At 45.5% G+C, this 18,892-nt stretch carries 14 protein-coding genes; 8 read left to right on the top strand and 6 right to left on the bottom strand.

The genetic code is table 11. The annotated features are described in order from the left end of the window. Positions 1-17 precede the first annotated feature (17 nt). From AC07NA_RS09380 to AC07NA_RS09370, 3 genes are read right to left on the bottom strand one after another with little or no spacing between them, the layout of a single operon-like run. Complete coding sequence (locus tag AC07NA_RS09380) at positions 18-1,211, bottom strand: glycosyltransferase family 4 protein (protein WP_494897339.1); 1,194 nt, start codon at positions 1,209-1,211, stop codon at positions 18-20. Beyond that, complete coding sequence (locus AC07NA_RS09375; protein WP_494897338.1) at positions 1,211-2,206, bottom strand: lysylphosphatidylglycerol synthase transmembrane domain-containing protein; 996 nt, start codon at positions 2,204-2,206, stop codon at positions 1,211-1,213. The genes AC07NA_RS09380 and AC07NA_RS09375 overlap by 1 nt, the downstream gene beginning before the upstream one ends. A 4-nt stretch (positions 2,207-2,210) precedes the next feature. Then, positions 2,211-3,386 carry a glycosyltransferase family 4 protein gene (locus AC07NA_RS09370; protein ID WP_494897337.1) on the bottom strand — a complete coding sequence of 392 codons (1,176 nt, stop codon included), beginning with the start codon at positions 3,384-3,386 and terminating at the stop codon, positions 2,211-2,213. A 206-nt stretch (positions 3,387-3,592) separates the two neighbouring features. Here AC07NA_RS09370 and AC07NA_RS09365 point away from each other — a divergent pair, with 206 nt between their 5' ends. From AC07NA_RS09365 to AC07NA_RS09350, 4 genes are all read left to right on the top strand, one after another. After that, on the top strand, positions 3,593-5,044 hold the full coding sequence (locus AC07NA_RS09365) for a 3-keto-disaccharide hydrolase (protein ID WP_345212095.1): 1,452 nt from the start codon (positions 3,593-3,595) through the stop codon (positions 5,042-5,044). Between the two features lie 60 nt (positions 5,045-5,104). Then, positions 5,105-7,189 (top strand): plastocyanin/azurin family copper-binding protein, encoded by a 2,085-nt coding sequence (locus AC07NA_RS09360; protein ID WP_494897336.1) that lies wholly within the window; start codon positions 5,105-5,107, stop codon positions 7,187-7,189. A gap of 11 nt (positions 7,190-7,200) precedes the next feature. Then, entirely contained in the window at positions 7,201-10,125 is a 2,925-nt protein-coding gene (locus AC07NA_RS09355) for a PQQ-dependent sugar dehydrogenase (RefSeq protein WP_494897335.1), read from the top strand. A gap of 287 nt (positions 10,126-10,412) precedes the next feature. Then, the gene (locus AC07NA_RS09350; RefSeq protein WP_345212098.1) at positions 10,413-11,126 is read left to right on the top strand and encodes a GntR family transcriptional regulator; all 714 of its coding nucleotides are present in this window, start codon (positions 10,413-10,415) and stop codon (positions 11,124-11,126) included. Positions 11,127-11,380: 254 nt separating this feature from the next. Here the strand turns inward: AC07NA_RS09350 and AC07NA_RS09345 are convergent, their stop codons facing one another. Together AC07NA_RS09345 and AC07NA_RS09340 are read right to left on the bottom strand one after the other, a co-directional pair. Beyond that, on the bottom strand, positions 11,381-12,163 hold the full coding sequence (locus AC07NA_RS09345) for a L,D-transpeptidase family protein (protein WP_494897334.1): 783 nt from the start codon (positions 12,161-12,163) through the stop codon (positions 11,381-11,383). 78 nt (positions 12,164-12,241) lie between these two features. Then, on the bottom strand, positions 12,242-13,183 hold the full coding sequence (locus tag AC07NA_RS09340) for a 1-phosphofructokinase family hexose kinase (RefSeq protein WP_494897333.1): 942 nt from the start codon (positions 13,181-13,183) through the stop codon (positions 12,242-12,244). Between the two features lie 148 nt (positions 13,184-13,331). Here AC07NA_RS09340 and AC07NA_RS09335 point away from each other — a divergent pair, with 148 nt between their 5' ends. The 3 genes from AC07NA_RS09335 to AC07NA_RS09325 are packed head-to-tail and all read left to right on the top strand — an operon-like array spanning position 13,332 to position 14,823. After that, a complete protein-coding gene (locus AC07NA_RS09335; protein ID WP_494897332.1) occupies positions 13,332-14,168 on the top strand; it encodes a sulfite exporter TauE/SafE family protein in 837 nt (278 codons plus the stop codon). Positions 14,169-14,174: 6 nt separating this feature from the next. Beyond that, positions 14,175-14,555, top strand: coding sequence for a DUF1634 domain-containing protein (locus AC07NA_RS09330; RefSeq protein WP_494897331.1), 381 nt, complete (start codon positions 14,175-14,177; stop codon positions 14,553-14,555). A 46-nt stretch (positions 14,556-14,601) separates the two neighbouring features. Continuing rightward, the gene (locus tag AC07NA_RS09325; protein ID WP_494897330.1) at positions 14,602-14,823 is read left to right on the top strand and encodes a KTSC domain-containing protein; all 222 of its coding nucleotides are present in this window, start codon (positions 14,602-14,604) and stop codon (positions 14,821-14,823) included. On the opposite strand, the gene AC07NA_RS09320 is transcribed toward AC07NA_RS09325, so the two are convergent. Next, on the bottom strand, positions 14,820-17,258 hold the full coding sequence (locus AC07NA_RS09320; RefSeq protein WP_494897329.1) for an outer membrane beta-barrel protein: 2,439 nt from the start codon (positions 17,256-17,258) through the stop codon (positions 14,820-14,822). The two genes, AC07NA_RS09325 and AC07NA_RS09320, sit on opposite strands and share 4 nt — an antisense overlap. A gap of 286 nt (positions 17,259-17,544) precedes the next feature. Between AC07NA_RS09320 and AC07NA_RS09315 the strand changes: the two genes are divergently transcribed. Continuing rightward, on the top strand, positions 17,545-18,843 hold the full coding sequence (locus AC07NA_RS09315) for an alpha/beta hydrolase (RefSeq protein WP_494897328.1): 1,299 nt from the start codon (positions 17,545-17,547) through the stop codon (positions 18,841-18,843). The last annotated feature ends 49 nt before the right edge of the window (positions 18,844-18,892 follow it).

Here is an 18,892-nt window from a genome sequence, read left to right as displayed (position 1 = left end):
CCCGAAAAATGAAAAGGTCAGTCTTTAACAGCAAATGTTTTATGAGGATGATCGAAAGCATGAAAGCACTCGAGGTATTGCTTTACCATTTTATCCCAACTGAAGTGTTTCAGCGTATATGCCTTTATTTCCTCTGGTTGTAAACACTCCTCACTGTTTTCGTTAGTTAACTTGCTAAGGGCGTTCACCCAGGCATCGGCCTTGCGGGCGGGCAACAAGTAACCGTTCTGTCCATGGGTTATCACATCGGTAATACCATCAATAGCCGACGCGAACACCTTGGCGCCGCATAAACAAGCTTCCAAACATACCAGTCCAAAACCCTCAATATCGCCCGATACCGGAATATTCGGCATCACAAAGCCATCGGCCACAATCAGCAATTGCAGCATATCCTCATAAGGCAGTTTACCCAGGTGTTTTACTTTCTCACTAATATCGGGCCGGGCAAGCAGTTTTTGAATATCGGCTGTATCGGTTGGTAAACCTAAAAAGAAAGATACCTGCCTGCGTACCTTGCGGGGCAGCAGGGCAAACATCCTATCGGCAAAGGTTGGTTTTTGCGTGTAAGGGCCTACCATCAACAATATAAAATCGTCGCTCATTTTGGGCATTACGTTATCAATAAACCACGAGAAACCTTTGCGCTTAACCGGGCGGCCAATGCTCATAAGTATGCGCTTGCCATGCAGTTTTATTTGGTAGGTCGATGACAGGTAAGTGAGCAGATCGGGCCGGGGCTTGCAATCGGCAATAGAGGCATCTACCCCATTCTTTATCACGGTTATTTTTTCTGCCGGGATGCCACGCTCGATACAGGCGCGGGCGGTAGCATTACTTACAGCGAAGATCTGGTCGAAATTGCGGTAAGCCGGCAATACCGACCGGCGGTAGGTATTATTAGGAAATACTACATCCAGCCCGTGCAAAGTTACGGTGCGTTTTAAATGGCCGTAGCCTTTATGGTTAAGGCATATTGCAGCCATCAACCCATCATTATAATGTATCACCGCTATCCCCGGGTGCTCACGGCACATTTTTAATATGCGCCTGTTAAGCGAGGCAAAAAACCTGATCTTACTTTTACCCGTTTGATGGATAATGGTATGCACCTTTACATATTTGCTCATCCCCTTTATCAGTTCAAAGCTTTGCTTTTCCATGCCGCCTATACTTGGCGGGTATTTATGGCTTACAAATAAAACTTCCATCAGGCATGCTCCTGTATCATAACTTTCTTTCTGTCAATAATAAAATAGGCTACCAGGCCAAAGGCTATCCAAAATAACTGGCGCGCGCGCCGCAGTATGGTAGCCGTTAACCAAATAGCCACGCTTTGTATGCCCACTGCCGCAAGCATAATTTTGTTGCCATACTCCTCAATACCAATTTGGGCGGGTACAAACGCCCCTGCCGATTTTAGCAGGATTACGCTCATATCCACAAAAATAGCTTCCATCAGGCTGGCCTTTACACCCAGCAAACACAGTATCACCCATAACTCACCCGAGCCAAACACCCAGTGCAGTATAAAAAACACTACCGATAGAAAAAGGTATTGGCGGTTGTTCTTAAAAAAGGCCGATAGCTCTGTTTGCGCTTCGCTGATTTGCGTGCGGGCTTTAAGCGTGCGGTTGTATAACCATAAACCCGCGCGGTTCTTTATCGCTATGCGCTTCACCTGCGTACGTAACCTGTATAATATGATAAGTACCAGCGGTACGCCCGTCATTACGTAAAACAGTTTTAAAATACCGCCGAAACCCGCTGGCAGGCCGTGGTACAGGTATAAAAAATAAACAGCTGCCGCAACAAACAGCAATACCTGCGTAAGTATCATTACTACGCGCGAAACCAATACCGAAGTAACCACTGTTTTACGCGGAATGGCGTAATTGCGCAGCAGGTAAATTTTCACCGCCTCGCCTGCCACAATACTGGCCGGGTTTACAATGCCGGTGGTTTCGCCAATGTGGCGGATGATGAATAAACGCAGCAGCGATAATTGCCGTCCCTCGCTGCCCATGCAAAAACGCCAGGCTATGGTGCCTAAAAAGTAGGAGCAAAAAGATACCAGTATTATCCAAACGAAGTTATAGCTAACCCGTTTTAGCGAAACAGCCACCTGCTGCATATCCGTAGCCCTTAAAAAAAGACCGATGCATACCAGCATTACCAGTACTAAAAATAGCTTTAAATATTTCATGCTTTTAGTACGCCAGTTCCTCGGCCATTTCGTGGCGGGCCAGGCGTTTTATGTCAGTGAAATATACTTCGGCAAGCTGGTTCCAGTCGAATTGCTTACTGTAGTTTAGGCCTTCGCCTATAAATACATCGGCAAGCGAATCGTCGGTAAGCAGCATGGCCAGTTTTTCGGTATAAGCATACTCGTTGTAAGGCTCGCATTTAAAACCGTTAACACCGTTCTCCACAAAATCTGCCGAACCGCCGCCATCTGCTATTACACATGGCAAGCCCGATGCCATGGCTTCCAGCACTACGTTGCCGTAAGTTTCGGTAACCGATGTAAACAGAAAGGCATCTGCCGAAGCATACATTTCGGCCAGTACGCTATGGCTCACCTTGCCTACAAATAAAGCCTTGCTCATACGTGCCTCGCAAGCTTTTTTAGCTACGCCATCGCCTGCTACTATCAGGTTGAAAGGAATATTCTTCAGTTGCAGGTCGTCATAGATCCTGAAGAGCGTTTCGAGGTTCTTCTCCCAAACCAAGCGGCTGGCGAATAATATAGTGGGATAATTATTACCGGTTAAACGCGGCATCAGGTATGGATCTTTACGCGAGGGCGAAAACAGTTCGGTATCAATCCCTCGTTTCCACAACTGGATACGCAACGGCGACACGCCCCAATCCATCAGCTCATTGGCCATACTTTCTGATGGCACGTAAATAACATCGCACTGGTTATAAAAGGCTTTTTGCCCTTCTATTACCTTGCTTTTTACATAATCAATTAAAAACGGCGCGTTTTTAAGGTAATAATCAATGTACGATACAAAGTGAGTATGGTAAATTGATATCACCGGCAGGCCTGTTTGCTTGGCGTGCTTTACGGCAAATTCGCCCAGTAATGATGGCGTTGCAATGTGCACTACATCAGGCGCAAACTCGTGTAATTTTTCGCGCAAACTGTACTGTACCAGTTTAGGGAAAGCCATTTTGTAGCTTGTATTTACAGGCACTGTAAAGGCGGGCACTTTTATACACTCAAACCCCTGCACCCTATCGGGCCCTACACCGCACACAAAAAGATATTCAAATTTATCGGCATCAATGCGTTTTATGAGCTGGAACATGGTACGGGTTGCACCATCATGCTCATTTTCAAGTATATCGGCAAAAAATACTACTTTAGTTTTTTTCATAAGTGGTTAAGTGATCACTATTTCAAAACTAAAAGCCTAATGTTTTTTGGATATTAATTTAGTGTTGCATCTTTACTACTTAGTAACAATTTTAATAAGGTAATGTAACAATTACTCTACATTTAGTAAACCGATTTATTAATTTAAATCATTTGCATACTGCGTGTTGCAAATTTTCTATATTAGCGACCATCTTAGTAAAAATTATGAGAAAAAATTACTTATTAAAAACAGCAACCGCAGGCTTGCTGTTTGCTATTGTTTCATCTCCAATAATGAGCAGTGCACAAACGGCTGCTTCGGGTCAGGTTCCGCTTGATAACTTATCAGCATTTAAAAGCCCATCTGCAAACTGGTCTATCGCAGGATCAGCCGTTGGCGATTTCAATAAAGCCAATACCATCAACAAAAAAGATGGTACCGGTGTACTGGTAACCATACCCGGCAAAAGCAAAAATGAAGACATTTTCACCAACATGGAGCATGGTGATATTGACCTGAGCTTTGATTTTATGATGCCTAAAGAGTCAAACTCGGGCGTATACCTGCAAGGCCGTTACGAAATACAGCTTACCGATAGCTGGGGTAAAGATGCCCTTACCAACAGCGACCTTGGCGCTGTTTACTCACGCTGGGATGAAAGCCGCCCTAACGGACAGTTTGGTTACGAGGGTATCGCACCGCGCTTAAACGTAAGCCGTGCACCGGGCCTTTGGCAAAACCTGCGCATTATTTTTCAGGCGCCTAAATTTGACGGCGGTAAAAAAGTTGCCAACGCGCGTGTAGTAGCTATTATATTGAACGGTGTTACCATTACCGAAAACGCCGAGCTTACCGGCCCAACCCGTGGTTCGGCATTTGCTGAAGAAGCGGCTACCGGTCCGTTAAGGTTACAGGGCGATCATGGCCCGGTGGCTTTCAAAAACATTAAATACAACACCAAGGTTGATCCGAGAATTGTTGACGGATCGCGCCGTGTATGGGACGATGATGACAAACCTGTTACCATTGATGTAAAAGGCGAGCCTGTTGTATTCAGGAGCTTTGTTGACATCCCGGGCAAAAGGGTTACTCACGCGGCCAGCATCGGTTACCCGCACAACATCAGCTTCGGTTATGATTTGGATAACGGCGCTATTTACCAGGTTTGGAAAGGCGGCTTCCTTGATGCATCGCCAATGTGGTTGTCACGTGGTGATGGTAACTCAAAAGCTTTAGGCAGTGTTATCAACTTAAGCGATGCTTCGTCATTAGCTGTTTTAGATGACGTTAACGCCGCATGGCCTGATACCCTTGCATCATTGGTATACCGCCCTAAAGGTTACGAGCTTGACGCGCAAGGTTACCCTACTTTCAAATATATTTTTAACGGCGTTCATGTTAATGATAAGGTTACCCCTACCGAGGGCAAATCACTTACCCGCGTTATCAGCACAGACGGCCCCGCGCCTAAAAACGTGTATGCACGTGCTGCTGTAGCCAATGATATTACCGAAGTAAGCGACGGCTTATACAGCATCAATAACTTTGAATACTATGTACAGTTTGATAAAGGCACCAAGCCGGTATTACGTACAACTGCAAAAGGTAAAGAATTACTGTTACCGGTAAAAAATACCGACAAAGGCACCTCTGTTCAATACACACTGATCTGGTAATTCAATTCAAGAAGAGATTAAAAAACTTATCAAATGAAAGCTATTTTTAAAAATATATTCATGACTTTTTCTGTGACAGCGGCTGTGGGCCTTACCACAACGTTTGCGCAAGATAAGTCGGCCAACCAGCTACCTACCGAAAAAGATTACTACCGCATTGTTACCTTACCTACCCCGGAGGGCGTTGAGCTTGAAGTGGGTGGTTTAGCGCTGATGCCTGATGGCAGCATCGCGGCATCAACCCGCCGTGGCGATGTATACATTATACAAAACCCGTACATGCTTAACGGCAGCCTGCCTTACTACAAAAAATTCGCATCGGGCCTGCACGAAATTTTGGGTTTAGCTTATAAAGATGGTGCATTATACATGGTGCAACGCGGCGAGTTGACCAAACTGGTTGATAAAGACGGCGACGGTAAAGCAGATGTTTACGAAACTGTATACGCGTGGCCAATATCTGGTAACTACCACGAGTACTCTTACGGACCGATCATTATGCCTAACGGCAACATGATGGTTAACCTTAACGTAGGTTTTGATAACGAGTGGTGGAGAGGTAAGAGTTTGGTGAAATGGAGAGCATGGTCATTAGAGATCGCTCCTGATGGTACCATGACCCCGTACGCTACCGGTTTACGTTCACCTGCCGGCCAGGGCCTTATTGATGGTAAATACTTTTACAGCGAAAACCAGGGCGACTGGATTGGTTCTGGTTACCTGATGGAACTGAACAAAGGCGATTTTGCGCCGCACCCTGCCGGTTTACGCTGGGCTGCTGATCCGCTATCGCCGGTTAAAGTACGTACCGAAGATATTTACTCACGTGTTAACCCGCGCTTTAACGATCCGGAAGGAAAAATTGAAGACCGCGACCCTAACCGTCCGTACAAAACATTATACGAAGTTGCTGCCGAAGTTAAAGGCATGAAACTGCCTACCGTTTGGTTGCCGCACTCTGTATTGGGTACATCAACCTCATCAATGGTACAAATTCCTAACGATGATAAATTTGGTCCGTTTGCAGGCCAGGTGATCATTGGCGACCAGGGCCAGAGCCGCTTGAACCGTGTATTCCTTGAAAAAGTAAAAGGCGAATACCAGGGTGCAGCGTTCACTTTCCGCGAAGGATTTGAATCGGGCGTATTAAGGCTGGCCTGGGGTAATGATGGTTCATTATTCGTAGGGCAAACCAGCCGTGGCTGGGGTTCAAAAGGTCAAAAATTATTCGGATTGGAAAGAGTAGTATGGTCAAAGAAAACTCCTTTCGAAATGAAAGCCGTACGTGCTATGGCCGATGGTTTTGAAATTGAGTTTACCCAACCGGTTAACAAAAAAGCTGCTGCTGATCCGGATGCTTACGGCATCACCGGTTTCATTTACAAATACCACCCGGTATACGGTAGTAACACCGTAAGGGAAAAAACCCACATCGTAAACGCGGCCATCGTATCTGAAGATGGTTTAAAAGTACGTTTGGTGGTTGATAGCCTGCGCGAAAAATTCATTCACGAAATTCGTGTTGATGAAAAAGTAACCGCTGTTGAAGGTAACAACCCATTACTGCACAATGTAGCTTACTACACCCTGAACAACATTCCTGACGGCGATAAACTTAACGTACCTAAAAGGAAAGCTAAACCTGCGCATGACATGAGCTCGATGCCGGGCATGAACATGGGCGGCAAAACTACTCCGGCCAAGGTAAACACACCGGTAGCTGGTTCTAACTTAAAAAAGAACCAAACTACCAAACCTGCCGCATGGACAACTATCGATCAAACAATAGTGATTGGCACCAAACCGGGCTTAAAGTATGATAAAGACGAGCTTACTGTAAAAGCAGGCAGCAAAATCAAATTAACTTTTACCAACAATGATGATATGCCGCACAACTTTGTAGTGGTAGAGCCGGGCCAGGCAGTAGCCGTAGGTGAGCTTGCCATGAAGTTAGGTTTAGCCAGCACCAAGCTGAGCCACATACCTAATACGCCTAAGTTGTTAATCAATACAACATTGGTTGGCCCTGGTTCGTCACAAACCATTTACTTTGTAGCGCCAACAAAACCCGGAAAATACACTTACGTTTGTACAGTACCGGGCCACTTTTACGTTATGCAGGGTATACTAAATGTTGAGAAATAAAATATAACCAAGTGATAAAAAAAAACACCATCCTGGGTGCAGGGGTAGCGGCCGCGGTTTGCTTTACCCTGTACTCATGCGATAAATTAACAGGCAAGCCCATAGGGCTTGCCTTTAACGATATTAAGGGGGTAAGTTTTACCGCCGTATCAAACGTTTTAGCAAGCATAAACCCGTGGGGAGAGCAGCCTGAAAAGAGCAAACAAACCGAAAAGCTGACAGCAGAGCAACGTTACCTGAAACACATTAATGGTGACATACAGCACGCCTTAGCTACTGCTAATAATGGTACTAACGCTGCCGCTGATACCAGCAAGCCCGAGGAGAACCGTTTTGTAAAAACCACCTTAACACAAGGCGGCTTTTACGAACCTACCGAACTGGCCGTATTGCCCAACCTTGATGTACTGATCACCCAGCGCCGTGGTGAGCTGATGTTGTATAATAACACCACTAAAACGCTTACACAAGTGGGTGCTTTAAATGTGTACCACAAGGCAAACGTACCCGATGTAAACTCCGAAGAAGGCTTACTGGGTATTACCGCCGACCCTAACTTTGCTACCAACCATTACATTTACATGTATTACAGCCCTGCCGGGGATAAACCGATTGATCGCCTTTCGCGGTTTGAGTTTAAGAACGGCGCGCTGGATAATGCCAGCGAAAAGGTAATACTGGAAGTTGGTACCCAGCGCGATATTTGCTGCCATACCGGTGGTTCTATCGCTTTTGGTAAAGATAATTTGCTGTTCGTATCAGCAGGTGATAACTCTACACCGTTTGACGAGCCTAACCAGAAATACCCAAGCCATAGCTTCGGGCCGATGGATGACCGCCCGGGACACCAGCAGTACGACGCCCGCCGTTCGGCAGGTAATACTAACGATCTGCGCGGAAAGATACTGCGCATCAAGATCAACCCAGACGGTACTTACAGCATTCCTGAAGGAAACCTTTTTCCGCAGGGAACACCAAAAACACGCCCCGAAATTTACGTGATGGGTAACCGTAACCCTTACCGTATATCGGTTGATAAAAAAACCGGCTTTTTATACTGGGGCGAGGTTGGCCCCGATGCCAACGTTGATAGTATAGGCACCCGTGGTCCGCGTGGTTATGATGAGGTGAACCAGGCACGCAAGGCCGGTAACTTTGGCTGGCCGTTTTTTGTAGGTAATAACTATGCCTACAACATCCACAATTACGATACTAACGAAAACGCCGCGCCGGCCGATCCGGCGAAGCCGTTGAACAATTCGCGTAACAATACCGGTTTGGTTGAACTGCCACCGGCGCAAGCGGCTTACATCTGGTATCCTTATGCCGAATCGCCGGATTTCCCGGAAGTAGGTTCGGGCGGGCGTACCGCTATGACGGGGCCTGTTTACCACACGGCAGATTTCCCGGCCAAAACACGTTACCCGGAATATTATAATAACAAATTCTTTATTTACGAGTTCATCCGTGGTTGGATAAAGGCGGTAACGCAAAAGCCTAACGGCGACTTTGTGAAAATGGAGCCCTTCATCCCGAAAACCAAATTCAACTCGATGATAGATCTGGAAGTTGGTCCGGATGGCCGTTTCTATATACTGGAGTACGGCAGCGGCTGGTTCAATAAAAACCTTGATGCAGGTTTGGTACGTATTGATTACCTGGCAGGCAACCGCCCGCCGGTGGTAAGCGATATACAGGTGGATAAAGCGAGCGGTAACCTGCCATTCTTACTGCATGCCAAAGTAAAAGCAACCGACCCGGAGAAGGATAAACTTACCTACGTTTGGAACATTGGCGGCGTTAAAAAGACCACCCTTGTGCCCGAGTTAAGGTACCCTATAACCAGCGCGGGCGAAAAGGAACTCAGCGTAGAAGTATTTGATAAAGCAAAGGCATCGGCCAAAAGCAATACCATAAGCGTAGTTGCCGGTAATGAGCAGCCGCAGGTAAACATCAGCATACTGGGTAACCAAACTTTTTACTTCCCTAATTCGCCGTTTACCTACCAGGTTAAGGTAACCGATAAAGGTCAGCCTGTTGATTTAACCAACTTGTATGTTGCAGGCAGTTTCATCAAAGGGCAGGATATGGCGGGTGCCAATTTAGGCCACCAGCAGGTATCAGAAGCCATGATGGGTAAAAACCTCATGCTATCGTTAGATTGCAAGGCCTGTCACAAGGTTGACGAAACCTCAATAGGTCCCGCGTTTACCAAAGTAGCCGAAAAATATAAAGACAATGGCGATGCTGATAATTACCTGTCGAAGAAGATCATTGCCGGCGGCAGCGGTGTTTGGGGAGAGGTATCCATGCCTGCACACCCATCGCTTAAAGAAGCCGACGCTAAGCAGATCGTGCATTGGATCCGTTCGTTAAGTAACGAAGCCAACAAGCAAAAATCAATGCCGGCCAAAGGTACCGTTACCCCTACCGATGCCGATATTAAGGAGCAAAAAACGGTATACAGCCTTAACGCTACTTATACTGATGCAGGTTCGGCCGGTGTGAAACCTTTATCGGGTTCAAAAACGCTGATATTGCGCAACAGCAATATAGAAGCAGGCGAAGCGAAAAACCTTACAGGTGTTACCGCTAAAGATTCGGCAGGTACCAAATACCTGGTGCTGCCGGTTACCACAGGCAATTTCAAATTAGGCACTTTCGACCTCACAGGCATCAAAGCTGTTGAGCTTAGCGCCATTACTGCTACCGAGACTACAACCTATGTAGTTGAACTGCATGCCGATAAACCAACAGGGCTAATTGCAGGCAGCGCCACCCTTAACTTTAAGGCAGGCCAGCAGGCAGCAGCCTTTAGTATACCGGTAAAATTATTGCCGGGAGCTAAAACACGCGGCTATTTTGTAGTGCTTAAGCAAACTACCAAAGCGCAGACAACACCTGCTATTAAGAGCTTTAAGTTTACTTCTTTATAAAGCAAATAAATATTTATGCTAAAAACCCCGATTGCTTGCTGCAATCGGGGTTTTTTGTTTAACTTAGTCATGTTCAGCCTTTACTTTATTTCAGACATCATATCCCCTACTACTCCTCAAAGTGGTAAAAGTAGGTTGTCGCAGATATGCTATCTTGAATAAAAAAATGACAAATACCAAACGCTTGGAAAATAGATGTGGAAACATTTTTTTTCAGGAAAACGTATTAGCACACCGTAAATGGCGTTTTATGAGCAATATTTGCATACTATTACTTGACCCAAAAAATGCGCGCCGAAGCCCCATTACCCATATATAAGAAATTGATTGACGATCTGCGGAAGCTGATCGATGAGGGGACTTATAAGAAAGGCGATCTGCTCCCTTCTGAAAACGAACTTTGTAAAACTTACAATACCACCCGCCCCACTGTAAGGCAAGCCCTTACCGAATTAATGAACGCCGGTTATATTACACGCCAACAGGGTAAAGGCAGCATTGTTAGTGAGCCTAAAACCGGCACCGGTATTATTGTGGTGAACGGTTTCGCTAAGGATGCCGAAAAGATGATCAATACCACCATCATTGAAAAACCCGAAAAACGCCACTGGGATATCGATTTTTTTTACGAATTGAGCGAAGAAGAATTAATGGCCGGTAACATCTATTTTTCGCGTTTGCGAAGTGTAAACAATTCGCCGGTATTGTTTGAGCGCACCTTTATTACCAATATGTATTTGCCGCGTTTTACGGTGCGTAATTTGCAAAATCAGTCGTTATTTAAAACGCTGCAAAAGCATTATAACATTGAAATAAAAGAGGGTGAACAAAAGATATGGGCCATAGGTGCCGATAAACATATCGCCAAATTGCTTAACCTACCCGTTGGCAGCCCCATTGTACACATGAAGCGTAAACTGCGTACCAATATCAAAAACCTGAATATTTACTCGTGGCTGTATTGTAATACGGCAGAGTATTATTTGCATGATGAGTTTTAGAGGGTTGCCTGTTTGATTATCGCCTGAAGATTTGGGTGAAGATTTAACCGCAGAGTGCGCTGAGGTTTTCACGGAGTTACACGGAGGGGAATTGAGTTTCTTTTACTTTTTTGTCATTCCGAACGAGGAACGAGGAGAAACTATTCTCTTGAGCGATAGCGAAAAATCTTCTGCTTCAAGCAAGTAGTAGACATACCTGGTGAAGAAGATGTCTCACTGCGTTCGACATGACAGCTTTTTGAGGCCGCCTCCTATTACCGAAACACATAATTTCCCGCCGTATTAACAGCGTATTTCAGTTCCTGGTGGTTGGTGTTGAATTTGGTGTAGCCGGTTTTGAGGTTATTCCAAAAGCTGAGCATGGGTTTGTTGGCGGCGTAGGTATTTATGTTGCCTTGCGCGCTTACGCCATCAAACTTAAACGGGAATATATACACAGGTATTTTAAGCTGTCCGTTTTGGCGGGCTTGTATGGCGAGGATGTAAATCTCTTTGATGTAATCATCCGTCATGGGCATACAACCGATAGTGAGGCACTTGCCATGTATAAAAATATCACCGCCCGGTTTGGCGCTGCCGCATTTTATTTTATCGGCAGCGTTAGGGAAGTTCAGTCCCAGCGAAAGATGGTAGGCGCTTGTGGGGTTAAACCTGTCTATATAGTAAAAACCTTCGGGCACCTGCCTGTCGCCGTCTTTACGTTTAGGGCCCAAACTGCCCGATAAAGCGCAGATATCATAGCTGGAGAGCATCTTGTAACCGCGCTCATCAGGGCGTTTGGCATATATACATAGCTGCCGCTCGTTCTTGTATACCGTTATCAGGATATTGATGTTACCCATATCCAGGTTGAGGCGTTTCAGGCGCTCGGTTATTAACGATTGCTTGTCGGCATAGGCCGTTTTAACACGGACATTGCTCTTTTGGGCATCTAAAAAGCCTTTATCTTTTTTAAAGGCTACCGATAAAAAGATCAATAAAGGGACAAGTACCGCTACCGCGGTACGTAGATAATTAAGGCGAAACAAAGGCTGCATACTATGAGATATTTAGGCTACAGCAATATAACTAATTAATTAGTTATAAATTATCCTACCTTAAAAATTTTCCTTTATTTATTTCTTCATTCCCTTTACCAGCCAGTCGTATAATCGCTCTACATCATCTTTTTTGAAGAGTTCCGTTCCCGGGTTCATGGTAGCGGCCGAACCACAGGCTATGCCCATACGCACGGTATGTTGCAGATCGTATCCTTGCATTAATCCGTAAACCATACCGGCAACCATACTATCGCCTGCACCTACTGTGCTGCGTTTACGTACCGATGGCGCAGTGATTTGCTCCGAAAACTCGTCGGTAACAATTTGCGCGCCCTGCGGCCCCATTGATACCACTATAATTTTACACTTGCCTTTACCGATGATCTGGTGAGCGGCTTCCTCTACCGACTCATTATCTTCCACATCAATCCCGGTAAGTTTGCGCAGTTCGCTTTGGTTGGGTTTTAACAGGTATACGCCTTCGTCCACCGCCTGTTTAAGCGCGTCGCCCGATGTATCAACAATAAGGCGGGCATCAGCTTTATGGGCAATACGGGCTACCTTGGCCAAAAAATCGGTGCTCATGCCCATGGGCAGGCTGCCGCTGGCAACAATGTAGCTGCATTTGCTGCTAAGCTCTTTAACTACTTTTAATATTTCGGCTTCTTCTTTTTGTAGTAATTCCGGCGCGGGCATCCCAAAACGGAACTGCTCGTTAGTAGCGCGGTTAACAACAATAAAGTTTTCGCGGGTAAGGTTTTTTGTGCGGATGGCGTGTTGTACAATGTGCTCTTCGTGGAGCAGGTCTTCCAGCATTTCGCCGGTAAGGCCCCCCGAAGGGAATATGGCTACGGATGATTGCCCAAGGCGTTTTAAGGCGCGGGATACGTTGATACCGCCGCCTCCGGGCTCAAATTTGGGTAAATCGCAATCCAGTTTATGTTCGGCCATGATCTTATCAACCGTGGTGCTTTTATCAATAGTAGGGCTTAACGTTAACGTTAGTACTTGTTTCATGGGGGTATTTAATATAGCTAAATCAATTTTGGCGCAAATATACGGCTTGTATATGACGTAAATACTACCGATGCAAATATGAGCGGGTATAGTTGGTGATATTACTAACGGCTAACACCAAACTATTGCTTACTTTTGCCCCTCTGTTATGACGGTACTTGTATTCACGGTTATTTTACTTTTAGGATCGTACGCGGCGGGTTTGCTGGGTTCATTAACCGGATTAGGCGGCGGCTTCGTCATCATTCCGCTGCTTACATTAGTACTGCATGTTGATATCCATTACGCAATCGGCGCGTCGCTGGTGGCAGCCATCGCTACCTCGTCAGGTTCGGCGGCAGCTTATGTAAAAGAGGGCATTACCAATATGCGGCTGGGTATTTTCTTAGAAATAGCTACCACCATTGGCGCATTTACAGGGGCTATTTTAGCTACCTACATCCCCACGCATTACATCGCTACATTATTCGGAGTGATACTTATTTGTTCGGCACTGATCTCCTTACGTAAAAAAGCTATCGAGATCAACCAAAAGAAAAGCGCGCTGGCTGAAAAACTTAAACTGAACGGCAGTTATCCCGAAGGCGATAAAATAATAAGCTACAATGTAGCCAACGTGGGCGGCGGCTTTTTTATGATGCTGTTTGCCGGTATCATATCGGGCATTATCGGCATAGGTTCGGGCGCGCTTAAGGTGGTGGCTATGGATGGTATTATGCGGATCCCTTTCAAGGTATCAACCACCACCAGTAATTTTATGATAGGCGTTACCGCCGCGGCCAGTGCCGTAGTGTACCTGCAACGTGGTTATATTGAGCCGGGGATATCTATGCCGGTGGTTGTAGGCGTAGTGCTGGGTGCCATCAGCGGATCGAAAATATTGGTGAAGACCACTTCATCGGCCTGGCTGCGTTATTTGTTCGCGGGTATTATACTGATACTGGCGGCGCAAATGATCTATAATGGGGTGTTGGGTAAAATATAATATACCATGGCGAATTTTAAAGACACAGACATGCAGCTCATTATAGGACGAATACTCCGCATCGGGGTATTTGCTTCTATCGCTATCGCTTTTTTGGGCGGCATTGTGTACATAGCCCGCCACGGACAAGAAACGGTTGACTATACCCATTTTAAAGGCGTACCCGATTTTGTAAGTCATGTCCCTACCCTTATACATGGTGTTTTTACGCTGCGCGGACGAGCCATTATACAAACCGGTATTATCCTGCTTATTGCCACCCCGGTAATAAGGGTGCTGTTTTCAACCATCGGCTTCGCGATAGAAAAAGACCGCCTGTACACCATCATCAGCTCCATTGTATTGCTGATCATCCTTTTCAGTATGCTGAGCGGGCACGCCGGTTAAATCACTGCAATTCACACTTTGGTATATATTTTGACTTGCATTAGCTATGCAACGCATACGTGTACAATCTTCGGCCTTACAAAGCGTGGGGTACAACCCCGAAACTAAAACGCTCGAACTGGAGTTTCGTGATAATGGCGATGTGTGGCAGTACTTTTCTTTCCCGGCATCGGCCTATAAAAAGTTCATGAATGCTGAATCGTTAGGGCGATTTTTTGTGAAGAAGATAAAGGGGAAATATGTGGAAGAGCAGGTGCGCTACGCTTAGTTTTCGCTACTGCTACCGCTGAGGCGGGTTTGCTCATCAACAGCCCCCCCTACCCGTTTACGCGCGCTCTTTACCGATTGATTACCAAACCTGTAGGTGAATGAAAGGGTAATGAAACGTGTTCCTGCTTTTTCGCGGCCTTTCAGGTCGAGGTTCATGAAACGGGTATTGTACCTATCCACATAAGTGTTAAAAATATCGCTCATGGCCAACTTTACAGAGCCATAAGTATTAATAGCCTGGCTTAAACCCGCGCTAAAGTAATATTGTTCGCGGTACGATTTAATACCGAAATAAGTAGGCGTTTCGTACGAGCCGTTAAACTCGGCCTTCAGTTCGGGGGTGATCACAAAGGTTTGGTTCACCTGCAACAGCATATCGTAGGCATGCTTGGTTTGCGCGGTTTCGGCATTGTAAGTATACTTTTCAATGGACCCCGAAAGGTAATTGCTGATTTGCCACCAACTGGTTACCTCAACAGGAATATTAAACTCGGCATTGTACTGGTAACGGTTACCAACATTGTTTTTGGTAGTGGTGTATACGCCGGTGACATCATTTTGCAGATAAACCGTGGTATAGAACGCGTTGATCAGGTTTACCCCTACAGTAGCCTTATACTTACCCAGGTAGGTGTCAGAAAATTCAAAGGCATTGGTATACTGCGGGCGCAGGAAAGGGTTACCCGTGCTGTAGGCATATTTATCAATGTAGGCCACAAACGGATTAAGATCCTGGTAATTGGGGCGCCCTATACGTCTGTTGTAATTAAACGTAAGCTCGTGTTTATCATTCACCTCATACACCACCTGCGCGGTTGGGAACAGGTTAAAATAGCTGGTATCGGCCACCCTATCCGGGTTAAATGATTTGCGGTTGGCATTGGTTTCTTCGGCACGAACGCCTATGGTAATATCTGCCTTGCCAATGGTATTGGTATAATTCACATACCCGGCCTTTATGCGTTCCTTATAAGTAAAATGATCGGTAAGCGATGGCACCAGTGTATATTGGTTATTCACCAGCTCTTCAAAGTCAATCTGGTTATCGCTGTTTACATCGCTGTATTTTATACCGGTTTCAAAGCTGCCCTTTTCGCCTACTTTCTTGCTGTAATCTACCTTGAACGATTTAATATTGATATCGGCAGGCGAAGTAACCTCAAAGAATACCGGGTTACGGTACGCGATACGGTTTACATCAAGAAAATCATTCCTCAAATTTTCAAACGAGCGCCTGTCATATTCCGAAAGATCAAAATCTGCCGAGAGTGTATGGTCTTTATCCTTACCGAAAGTGCCCTTATAATTGAGGTTATAGTTGATATTATCAATACGCCTGTTGATGGTAGACAGCGAGGTAATGGTGGAATCTAATATACCATTGGCTGTTAAATTGGTGGTATTGGTTTTATCAACCTTAACAGGGTTAACATAACCGGTAACCAGTACGCCAATGTTGTGACCGGGTTTTACAATAAAATCGGCACCTATGTTAAAATTATGATTTTTTGCTACTGTAGTGCCTAAGTATTTAACATCATACCCGGAAACAACATCATCCATCCGGATATTGCGGTTGATATCCCAGGTACGCGGAATTTTGTTTTGTGAGAAATTGTAGTTGCCAAAAAGGTTAAACTTTTCGGTACGGTAATTCGCACTGAAACCGGTGTTCAGCTTATACTTATCACCTATGGAAGCGCTCTCGAATACGCTTACCCGCAGCCCCAGTTCTTTATTTTTTTTAAGTACGATATTGATCAACCCGCCACCCGCGGCATCGTACTTGGCCGAAGGATTGCTGATGAGTTCTACCTGACTTACGTTGGCGCTTTGGTAGCTTTTCAGCAGATCGCTTAATTGATCGCCGCTTAACAGTACCGTTTTACCATTAATGGCTATCAGGGCTTTTTGTCCGCCTTTAAACATCACTTCATCATTCATCACCTTTACGCCGGGAGCGGTCCGCAATACATCTAATATGGAATTGCCCGATGCTACTATGCTTTTATCAACGTTCAGTACCGTTTTATCGGGCCGTACTTCAACAAACTCGCGCTTATCAGTTATGGTGATCTCTTTTAACTGTTTGGTGATGGGGATCAGGCTGATGTCGGGTGTTTTGATGCTATTATCGGCCACTACCTGGTAGCGCAGCGTGTATTGCTTGCGGTAACCAACCTTGGTAATCTGTATAAAGTAACTACCGGGTGTTAACGCCTTAAATTCGAAGTAACCGCTTTTATCGCTGATGGTGGTACGTATAATGGCCGAATCGGGATAACTCAACAGGCGCACGGTGGCTGCATCGGCCGGCACTTCGTTCTCCGATAGTACTTTACCCTCAATACCGGTGGCTGTTGTTTGCGCATGCGCATAACAGCTCAGTATTCCGAACAAGGCGAAAAGTAAGTATCGGGTCAGTAATTTCATTAACAATTAGTAGGGAAACCGATAAAGTTTCGGTGCAACACGTTTGCAATATAAAAACATTTATTGGCTGTTACAGGTCATTTTACGCAATTTTTTATCGCGCAAGCAGCAGCGAACCACTTATCTTATCATCTAAAAATAAGCCGATTAAGTATTTAAAAATCGCGTTAAATACATGTCACTAAAACATTTAACGCTGTTTGTAACATGCTTAAGTATCAATATGCACATCGCATACAAAACTTAGGTTTTTTGTTATTTTTGGATTAGTAATTTTTGACAAGCAATGATCAGACTGTTTTTTTTAACGATAGCTTTATTATTTACCCTGCCCACTTTTGCGCAAACAGAACCGGCCGCCAATGCCGAAGCGGTAGCCAATTTTAAAAAGTTTTACAACGCCGGGCAGCCCGATAGTTTATTTAAGCGCTTTAGCACCGAAATGAAAACGGCCCTGCCTATCGACCAGTTCAAGGCTACCACCCTGCAACTAAAAAGTCAGCTGGGGAATTTACAAAAAGCGGAGTTTATAAAAACAGAAGGCCCGTTATCTATTTACAAAGCAGCTTTTGATAAAGGCACTTTTTTATTAAATGTTGCACTTAACGACCAAAAGCAATACACCGGTTTGTTACTCAAACCTTATGAGGCCATTGCACCTGCGGCCGCTGCCCAATCATCAGCATTGGATGCGAGCCTGGCAGAAACCCCATATAATTTAAAAACATTGGCAGGCAATATATCGGGTTCTTTAGTGATGCCTAAAAACGCCACTGGCAAAATACCTGTAGTGCTCATCATTGCCGGTTCGGGACCTACCGATCGTGATGGTAACAGCCCTAAATTGGGCCTTGCCGCTAACGATTACCTCCTACTGGCCAACGAACTGGGTAAAAACGGCATTGCCAGTGTGCGTTATGATAAACGCCTGATTGGTAAAAGCACCAGTACCACCAAAGAATCGGAGTTAAAGTTTGACGATATGATTGAGGACGCCCTTGGCCTCATCAACCAGTTAAACGACGATCAGCATTATTCAAAAATTATTGTGGCCGGCCACAGCGAAGGCTCTTTAGTAGGGATGCTTGCTTCGCAGGATGCCCCGGTGAATGGCTTTATATCCCTTGCCGGTGCCGGTGAGCAGGCCGATAAGATACTTACCGAACAAATGAAAAGTCAGCCCAAATTTATTGCCGATGGCTTTAAAGCGGTGCTGGATAGCTTACGCAAAGGTAAACTTACCCCGAATGTTGATCCGGGACTGTACGCTGTTGCACGCCCGAGCATCCAGAATTACCTCATGACCTGGTGCCGCTTTGACCCGGCCCGTGAGATCAAGAAATTGAAAATCCCGGTACTGATAGTACAAGGCACTACCGATTTGCAAGTAACCGTTGCCAATGCCGAGAAGTTGAAAAAAGCTAAATCAGATGCACAACTGCTCATCATCCCGAACATGAACCATGTACTGAAGGATGCCCCGGCAGACCCCACGCAAAACAAAGCCACTTACACCAATCCCAACCTACCCCTCAAACCCGAACTGGTAAAAGCGGTGGTTGATTTTGTGGGGAAAGTGAAGTAACCCCTGTGGGAGAGACAAGAGTTAAGAAGCAGGAATCAAGATTGGGATA

The organism is Mucilaginibacter sp. GW821-FHT07G05, from assembly GCF_059418565.1.
This window is presented reverse-complemented; position numbering and strand designations above follow the sequence as displayed.

Bases quoted from the DNA above. Each gene is read 5' to 3' on its own strand.
- AC07NA_RS09380 (WP_494897339.1), bottom strand. From the start codon at position 1,211: ATGGAAGTTTTATTTGTAAGCCATAAATACCCGCCAAGTATAGGCGGC.
- AC07NA_RS09375 (WP_494897338.1), bottom strand. From the start codon at position 2,206: ATGAAATATTTAAAGCTATTTTTAGTACTGGTAATGCTGGTATGCATC.
- AC07NA_RS09370 (WP_494897337.1), bottom strand. From the start codon at position 3,386: ATGAAAAAAACTAAAGTAGTATTTTTTGCCGATATACTTGAAAATGAG.
- AC07NA_RS09365 (WP_345212095.1), top strand. From the start codon at position 3,593: ATGAGAAAAAATTACTTATTAAAAACAGCAACCGCAGGCTTGCTGTTT.
- AC07NA_RS09360 (WP_494897336.1), top strand. From the start codon at position 5,105: ATGACTTTTTCTGTGACAGCGGCTGTGGGCCTTACCACAACGTTTGCG.
- AC07NA_RS09350 (WP_345212098.1), top strand. From the start codon at position 10,413: ATGCGCGCCGAAGCCCCATTACCCATATATAAGAAATTGATTGACGAT.
- AC07NA_RS09345 (WP_494897334.1), bottom strand. From the start codon at position 12,163: ATGCAGCCTTTGTTTCGCCTTAATTATCTACGTACCGCGGTAGCGGTA.
- AC07NA_RS09340 (WP_494897333.1), bottom strand. From the start codon at position 13,183: ATGAAACAAGTACTAACGTTAACGTTAAGCCCTACTATTGATAAAAGC.
- AC07NA_RS09335 (WP_494897332.1), top strand. From the start codon at position 13,332: ATGACGGTACTTGTATTCACGGTTATTTTACTTTTAGGATCGTACGCG.
- AC07NA_RS09330 (WP_494897331.1), top strand. From the start codon at position 14,175: ATGGCGAATTTTAAAGACACAGACATGCAGCTCATTATAGGACGAATA.
- AC07NA_RS09325 (WP_494897330.1), top strand. From the start codon at position 14,602: ATGCAACGCATACGTGTACAATCTTCGGCCTTACAAAGCGTGGGGTAC.
- AC07NA_RS09320 (WP_494897329.1), bottom strand. From the start codon at position 17,258: ATGAAATTACTGACCCGATACTTACTTTTCGCCTTGTTCGGAATACTG.
- AC07NA_RS09315 (WP_494897328.1), top strand. From the start codon at position 17,545: ATGATCAGACTGTTTTTTTTAACGATAGCTTTATTATTTACCCTGCCC.